Source organism: Cellulosimicrobium cellulans, from assembly GCF_042723955.1.
Lineage (GTDB): Bacteria > Actinomycetota > Actinomycetes > Actinomycetales > Cellulomonadaceae > Cellulosimicrobium > Cellulosimicrobium cellulans_H.
In genome coordinates, this window is record NZ_JBHXIC010000003.1 from 114,398 (window position 1) to 121,864 (window position 7,467).

A 7,467-nucleotide genomic window follows, 5' to 3' on the forward strand; every position below is an offset into this window, starting at 1 on the left:
CCTTCTTCATTATATTCCCCCCCACCCCCCGCTGCGCGCCCCCTATAATAAATCCCCCCCCCCGCGGGGCGGAGGTCGGCCAGGCGGGGGAGAGGGTGACGACGTCGCCCACGACCGTGACCGCCGGGGGGCGGACGCCCGCCTCTCGGGCGCGGGCGGCGATAGTCGCGAGCGTGCCGACCGTGGTCCGCTGGCGCGGGCCGTAGCCGTCCTCGACGACCGCGACGGGTGTCTCGGGCGAGCGACCCTGCGCGACGAGCGCATCCGCGGTCTCAGCGAGCCGCGAGACGCCCATGAGCAGGACGACGGTGTGGTCGCTCGCGGCGGGGACCTTGCCCACGTCCTCGTGCCCGGTGAGCACGGTGAACCCGCGCGACAGGCCGCGGTGCGTCACCGGGATCCCCGCCGCGGCGGGCACGGAGACGGCGCTCGTCACGCCCGGCACGACCTCCACCGGGATGCCGTGCTCGCGGCACGCGTCGAGCTCCTCGCCGCCGCGCCCGAACACGTAGGGGTCGCCGCCCTTGAGCCGCACAACCCGTCGCCCGACGAGCGCGTGGTGCACGAGCAGCCGGTTGATCTCTGCCTGCGGCACCGGGTGGTGGCCCGGCGTCTTGCCGACGTCCACGACCTCGACGTCGTCGCCGAGCTCGGCGAGCAGCCCGCGCGGCCCGAGCCGGTCGACCACGACGACGTCCGCCTCCGCGAGGAGGCGGCGTCCCCGCACCGAGATCAGTCCGGTGTCGCCGGGGCCGCCCCCGACGAGCGCGACCGACCCCACGGGCCGCACGAGCGGCCCGGACACGACGCCCGCGAGACGAGCGGCGTCGTCGGTCGCGGGCCGCGATCCCACCGGACGCACCGCCCGGAGCGGGAGCTCGCCCGCCTCGAGCAGCGCGGCGACGGCGTCGCGCACACGCTGGGCGCGGCGCGGGTCCCGGCCCGCGTTGACCGACACCGTGACCTCTGCGGCCTGGCCGAGCGAGACGTCGTGAGCAGGGTCGTCCGGAACGTCGCCCGGCACCGTGCTCGGGACGCGCGTGCGCGCCACGGCGGGCACCCACGCGGTCGCGAGGTCCGCGTCGCCCGCGGCGACGCAGAAGACCCGGTCGGCCTCGGCGTCGGCCGCGACCTCGGCGTCCACGTGCGGGTCGCCGGTCGCGGTGTGGACGAGCCACGCGCCGTCGAGGTCGCCCGTGAGGTAGTCGCGCCGCACCCACGACAGCCGCGCGCCGCGGTCCCGGGGCGCGCCCGCGTGCCCGTGTGCGCCCCCCGCGTCCTCGGTCCCGTGCACCGCGAGCAGCTCCGCGAGGTCCTCGCACACGAACGGCGCGACGACGGTCACGACGGAGCCCGCGTCGAGGAGGCCGCGCGTGCGCCGCGCGGCGACGGGACCACCGCCGACGACGACGGTCCGACGGCCGTCGAGACGCAGGCCCAGGGGGTACGTCTCGTGCTCGGGTGCGGTCACGGCGTCCAGCCTAGATCGCGTACGAGCCGGGCCGGGACGCCGGACGGCGCGCGGCGGCGAGCGCGTCGCCGACCATGCCGGCGGCGAGCGTGCCGCCGTCCTGGCCGTCGACGAGCAGGAACGCGCCCGTGCGCCGGGCGACGACGTACTCCTCGGCGGCGACCGGGGACGCGAGGCGCAGCGTCACGCGGCCGATGTCGTTGAGGTCGAGGCGCTCGGCGGGCTCGAGCTCGGCGGTGTCGAGGTCGAGCCGCCCGACGACGTCGCGCACCACGGCCTGCACGGTGCGCGTCGTGTGCTTGAGCAGCACGCGCGCGCCGGGCAGGAGCGGGCGGTCACTGAGCCACGCGACGGTGCCCTCGACGTCCTGCGTGACCTCGGGAGCCTCCGCGGCGGACGCGATGAGGTCGCCGCGCGCGACGTCCACGTCGTCCGCGAGGCGGATCGTCACGGACTGCGGCGCGAAGGCCTCCGTGAGCTCCTCGCCGGACGCGAGCGAGTCGGCCGTGTCGATCCCGACGACGGTCGTCCGGCGCCCGGAGGGCAGCACCACGACCTCGTCGCCGACCGTCACGACGCCCGACGCCACCTGGCCGGCGTACCCGCGGTAGTCGCGGTAGCGCTCGTCGGCCGCGGCCTGCGGGCGGATGACGACCTGCACGGGGAAGCGGAAGGACTCGGCCTCCGGGTCGTCGCCGGTCGGCAGCTCCTCGAGCAGCTCGAGCAGGCTCGGGCCGTCGTACCAGGGAGTGTTGACGCTCGCCCGGTCCACGACGTTGTCGCCCACGAGCGCGGACACCGGGATCGTGTGCACGTCGCCGACGCCGAGCGAGACCGCCGCCGCGCGGATGTCCGCCGCCAGCTCCTCGTAGCGCGCCTCGCTGTAGTCGACGAGGTCGATCTTGTTGACCGCGACGACCACGTGCGGAACGCGCAGGAGGCTCGCGACCGCGAGGTGGCGGCGCGTCTGCTCGAGCAGGCCCTTGCGCGCGTCGATGAGCAGCACGACGACGTCCGCCGTCGACGCGCCCGTCACCGTGTTGCGCGTGTACTGCACGTGCCCGGGGCAGTCGGCGAGGATGAACGACCGGCGCGCGGTCGCGAAGTACCGGTACGCGACGTCGATCGTGATGCCCTGCTCGCGCTCGGCGCGCAGGCCGTCGGTGAGCAGCGCGAGGTCGGCGGTCTCGAGGCCGCGGTCGCGCGAGACGCGCTCCACGGCGTCGAGCTGGTCGGCGAGCACGGACTTCGAGTCGAAGAGCAGGCGGCCCACGAGCGTGGACTTGCCGTCGTCGACGGAACCCGCTGTCGCGAGGCGCAGCAGCGTCCCGCGGCGCGCGTCGTCGAGCGGCAGCGCCGCGTCCTCGGTGACGGTGCCGGTGCTGGTCTGGGTGCCCATCAGAAGTACCCCTCCTTCTTGCGGTCCTCCATGGCGGCCTCGGAGAGGCGGTCGTCGGCGCGGGTCGCGCCGCGCTCGGTGATGCGCGTCGCCGCGACCTCCGCGATGACGTCCTCGACGCCGGTCGCGTCCGAGCGCACGGCGCCGGTGCACGACATGTCGCCGACGGTCCGGTACCGCACCGTCTCGGTCCGCAGGGATGCGGCCTCGGAGTCGGTGCGGGGCTCCGAGTACGGCCCGACGGCGAGCAGCATCCCGTCGCGGTCGAACACCTCGCGCTCGTGCGCGTAGTAGAGCTCGGGGAGCTCGATCCGCTCGCGCGCGATGTAGCGCCAGACGTCGAGCTCGGTCCAGTTCGAGAGCGGGAACACGCGCACGTGCTCGCCCGGGCGGTGGCGCCCGTTGTAGAGGTTCCACAGCTCCGGGCGCTGGTTGCGCGGGTCCCACTGGCCGAACTCGTCGCGCAGCGAGAACACGCGCTCCTTGGCGCGCGCCTTCTCCTCGTCGCGCCGGCCGCCGCCGAACACGGCGTCGAACCGGTGCCCGGAGATCGCGTCGAGCAGCGGCTGCGTCTGGAGCGGGTTGCGCGTCCCGTCCGCGCGTTCGCGCAGGCGGCCGTCGTCGAGGTAGTCCTGCACGCTCGCGACCTCGAGCCGCAGGCCCAGCCGCTCCGCGGTCGCGTCGCGGTAGGCGAGCACCTCGGGGAAGTTGTGGCCCGTGTCCACGTGGAGCACGGGGAACGGCACCGGGCCGGGCGCGAACGCCTTGACCGCGAGGTGCAGCATCACCACGGAGTCCTTGCCGCCGCTGAACAGCAGCACGGGCCGCTCGAACTCGGCGACGACCTCACGGATGATGTGGATGCCCTCGCTCTCCAGCGCGTCGAGCTGCGCGAGGCGGCGCCCGCCGGGCAGAGCCGTGGCGGGGACCGGCGCAGCCTCTGCGGAGGCGCCGGCGGGAGCACCGGCGGGGGAGCCCGGTGCGTCGGTCGTCAGGTCGATGGTCGTCATGCCCGTCCTCATACGTGGAGTCCGCACTCTGTCTTGTCGAGCCCCGCCCAGCGGCCGGCCCTCGGGTCCTCGCCCGGCGCGACGCGCCGGGTGCACGGCTGGCAGCCGATCGACGGGTAGCCGTCGTTCAGCAGGGGGTTGAGGATCACCTGGTGCCGCGCGGCGTACGCGAGCAGGTCGTCGAACGACCACGCCGCGAGCGGGTTGATCTTCACGAGCCCGTTCTTCTCGTCGAACGTCACGAGCGGGGTGCTCGTCCGGGTCGGCGCCTCGTCGCGGCGCACGCCGGTGACCCACACCTCGTAGCCCGCGAGCGTGCGGTGCAGCGGCTCGACCTTGCGCATCTGGCAGCACAGCGCCGGGTCGCGGCCGAACAGGTCCTTGCCGTGCGCCGCGTCCTGCTCGGCGACCGTGAGGTCGGGCCGGACGTCGACGATCGTCACGTCCATCTGCTGCTCGACGGCGTCGCGCGTCCCGACCGTCTCGGCGAAGTGGTAGCCCGTGTCGAGGAACAGCACGTCGACCCAGGGGATCTGCGCCGCCACGACGTGGGGGAGCACGGCGTCCGCCATGGAGCAGGCCACCGCGACGGACGTCCCGAACTCGCGCGCCGCCCAGGCGATGACCTCCTCGGCCGTCGCCTCCGGACGGGTCGCCTCCTCGACGCCGGGCGTACCGGCGCCGTGCAGCAGCTCCGCGCCGCGCCGCGCGATCTCGCGCAGCTCGTCGAGGGACCGCTTCTCGCGGCCCTGCTCGGCCAGCCGGGCGCGCTCCGCGTGGTGCGCCGCCTTCGCGCTCTCGCGCTGCTCGGCCTTCGCCCTCGCCGCGGCGCGCAGCGCGGCCAACGGGTCGGTGGCGCCCGACGGCGGGGTGCCGGCGGCGGTGGTCGTCACGCCCTGGTCCTCGCTCACTGGAGCGCCTCCTCGTCGGCTCGGTGCGCCCACTCGGCGAAGGTCTCGGTCCCGTCCTTGTCGGCCTCGTACCGCCGGACGACGCGCTCGACGTAGTCGGGCAGGTCGGTCGCGGTGACCTTGAGGCCGCGCACGGTGCGGCCCATGCCGGCGAGCTCGCGGTCGTCGGACGCCAGGCCACCGCCCAGGTGGACCTGGAAGCCCGGGACCTGCTCGCCGTCGTCGTCCATCACGAGCTGGCCCTTGAGCCCGATGTCCGCCGTCTGGATGCGCGCGCACGAGTTGGGGCACCCGTTGACGTGCAGCGAGAGCGGCTTCATGTGCGACAGGTCGCCGAGCCGCTTCTCGAGCTCGTCGATCGTGGCGGTCGCGGTGTCCTTGGTGTCGACGATGGCGAGCTTGCAGTACTCGATGCCCGTGCACGCGATGGTGCTGCGGCGGAACGGGCTCGGGTTGGCGTCGAGCCCGTTGGCCTTGAGCGTCGAGACGACGTGCTCGACGTGCTCGTCCGGCACGTCGAGCACCAGGAGCTTCTGGTGCGGCGTGAGGCGCACGCGGTGCGAGCCGACCGACTCGGCGAGGTCGGCGACGTTCGCGAGCACGGTCCCGGACACGCGGCCGACGTACGGGGCGGCGCCGACGTAGTTGAGCCCGTCCTTCTGCTTGTGCACGCCCACGTGGTCGCCGGGCACCGGCGGCTTGGGGGCGGGCGGGCCGTCGGGCAGCGCGTACCCGAGGTACTCGGTCTCGAGGACCTCGCGGAACCTCTCGGGTCCCCAGTCGGCGAGGAGGAACTTGAGACGCGCCTTGTTGCGCAGCCGGCGGTAGCCGTAGTCGCGGAAGATCTGGACGACGCCGTGCCAGACGTCGGGCACCTGCTCCTCGGTGACGAACGCCCCGAGGCGCTCGCCGAGGCGCGGGTTCGCGGACAGCCCGCCGCCGACCCACAGGTCGAACCCGACGCCGAGCTCGGGGTGGCGGTGCGCGACGAACGCGACGTCGTTGATCTCGTGCACGACGTCCTGGCTCGGGTGCCCGGTGAGCGCGGTCTTGAACTTGCGGGGGAGGTTCGCCAGCTCGGGGACGCCGATGTACTTCTCGGTGATCCCGGCGACGGCCGGACCGATGTCGATGAGCTCGTCGGCGGCGATCCCCGCGACCGGGCTGCCGAGCACGACGCGCGGGACGTCGCCGCACGCCTCCGTCGTCTGCAGGCCGACGGCCTCCAGGCGGCGCCAGATCTCCGGGACGTTCTCGACCTCGACCCAGTGGAGCTGGATGTTCTGGCGGTCGGTGATGTCGGCGCTGTCGCGGCCGAAGTCCTTCGAGATGCCCGCGATGACGCGGAGCTGCTCGGTCGTGAGGGCGCCGCCGTCGATGCGGACCCGGAGCATGAAGTACCGGTCCTCGAGCTCGTGCGGCTCGAGCGTCGCCGTCTTGCCGCCGTCGATCCCGGGCTTGCGCTGGGTGTACAGGCCCCACCAGCGGAACCGCCCGTGCAGGTCGTCGCCGGTGATGGAGTCGAATCCGTCCCGGGCGTAGACCGTCTCGATCCGCTCGCGGACGGACAGCCCGCCGTCCTCCTGCTTCCACTTCTCGTTGCCGTTCAGCGGTTCGGTGCCGTCGACCTTCCACTGCCCGTTCGGCCGGGCGGCGCGCGCCGGGCGGGCGGGCCGCTCTCCGGCGGCGCGGGCCGGGCGCTCAGGTCGGGCCGGGGTGGCGTCCGGCACCGTCGTGACCTGCGTCATCGGTGTTCCTCGAGTCCTCGTTCGGGGGCGGGGACGCGCGACGGCGAGCGCTCAGCGAGGGTGCGAGTGGCTGAGGACCGACGGCGCGCGCCGGTTCTCAGGGTTTCTCCGGGGAGAGGGGCGAGCCTGCGGGCTCGCGCTGAGTCGGGCGCGGTTCAGCGACAACAGCTGAGACACGTGTGCGCGCACGCCGGCATCCCGTGACGCGAGGTCACGAGGAGGGTGCGGGCTGCCGTGGTCATGCCCTGAACGATAGCGGCGGTCCAGCGACGTGGACAGCCCTGGTCCGCATGGTGGGAAACCAGAAATAGTAGACTTATCCAGTCTGGTTTGTCGAGCCGTCACGGGGGAGCGAGGCTGGTGTCGCGATCGGCGCGGCGCCTGGGCGCATCTCACTTTGTGCAAACTTTCACGACACGGTCGTCAGCAAATAGGATGGCGCCATGGAGTTCCTCTACAACGTCTTCGTCGCGCTGCACTTCATCGGGTGGGCCATCGTCCTCGGCGGCTACCTCGCGTCCCTGCGTTCGCCGGGCCTGTACAAGGGCGTCTTCCACGGCGCGCTCACCGCGCTCGTCGCGGGGGTCGCCATGGTCGGCATCGGCGAGGCCGCGGTCTGGGACGGGAGCGGCCCCGACATGGCCAAGATCGGCGTCAAGCTGGTCGTCGCCCTCGTCATCGCCGTGCTCGCGTTCGTCGCCAAGCGTCAGGGCGCCAAGGCGGCCGACGGCGCCGTGGCGCCGGGCGTCAAGCACGCCATCGGTGGCCTCACCCTCGTGAACATCCTCGTCGCGGTCTTCTGGAACTGACCGCAGCGACCCGGCCGGGGGCGCCCCCCCCGGCGCGCGGGCGGGGGGGCGGCGGCCGCCCCGGGCGGGGAGGGCGGGACAAGGTGCTGGTGGCCAAAAAGGAAAGGGGTGCGTGAAAA

General features: G+C 73.7%; 6 protein-coding genes. 1 reads left to right on the top strand and 5 read right to left on the bottom strand.

What is annotated here, in order from left to right; genetic code table 11:
- From cobA to ACFWH7_RS01955, 5 genes are all read right to left on the bottom strand, one after another.
- The coding region (gene cobA, locus ACFWH7_RS01935) for a uroporphyrinogen-III C-methyltransferase (RefSeq protein WP_378214749.1) at positions 1-1,471 on the bottom strand (1,471 nt) is incomplete at its 3' end.
- A 10-nt stretch (positions 1,472-1,481) separates the two neighbouring features.
- A complete protein-coding gene (locus tag ACFWH7_RS01940; protein WP_378214750.1) occupies positions 1,482-2,870 on the bottom strand; it encodes a sulfate adenylyltransferase subunit 1 in 1,389 nt (462 codons plus the stop codon).
- On the bottom strand, positions 2,870-3,880 hold the full coding sequence (gene cysD, locus ACFWH7_RS01945) for a sulfate adenylyltransferase subunit CysD (protein ID WP_378214751.1): 1,011 nt from the start codon (positions 3,878-3,880) through the stop codon (positions 2,870-2,872). The genes ACFWH7_RS01940 and cysD overlap by 1 nt, the downstream gene beginning before the upstream one ends.
- An 8-nt stretch (positions 3,881-3,888) precedes the next feature.
- On the bottom strand, positions 3,889-4,572 hold the full coding sequence (locus tag ACFWH7_RS01950; RefSeq protein WP_378214756.1) for a phosphoadenylyl-sulfate reductase: 684 nt from the start codon (positions 4,570-4,572) through the stop codon (positions 3,889-3,891).
- Between the two features lie 215 nt (positions 4,573-4,787).
- The gene (locus ACFWH7_RS01955) at positions 4,788-6,539 is read right to left on the bottom strand and encodes a nitrite/sulfite reductase (protein ID WP_378214752.1); all 1,752 of its coding nucleotides are present in this window, start codon (positions 6,537-6,539) and stop codon (positions 4,788-4,790) included.
- Positions 6,540-6,982: 443 nt separating this feature from the next.
- On the opposite strand from ACFWH7_RS01955, the gene ACFWH7_RS01960 reads away from it, so the two are divergent.
- A complete protein-coding gene (locus ACFWH7_RS01960; protein ID WP_378214753.1) occupies positions 6,983-7,348 on the top strand; it encodes a hypothetical protein in 366 nt (121 codons plus the stop codon).
- Positions 7,349-7,467: the final 119 nt, after the last annotated feature.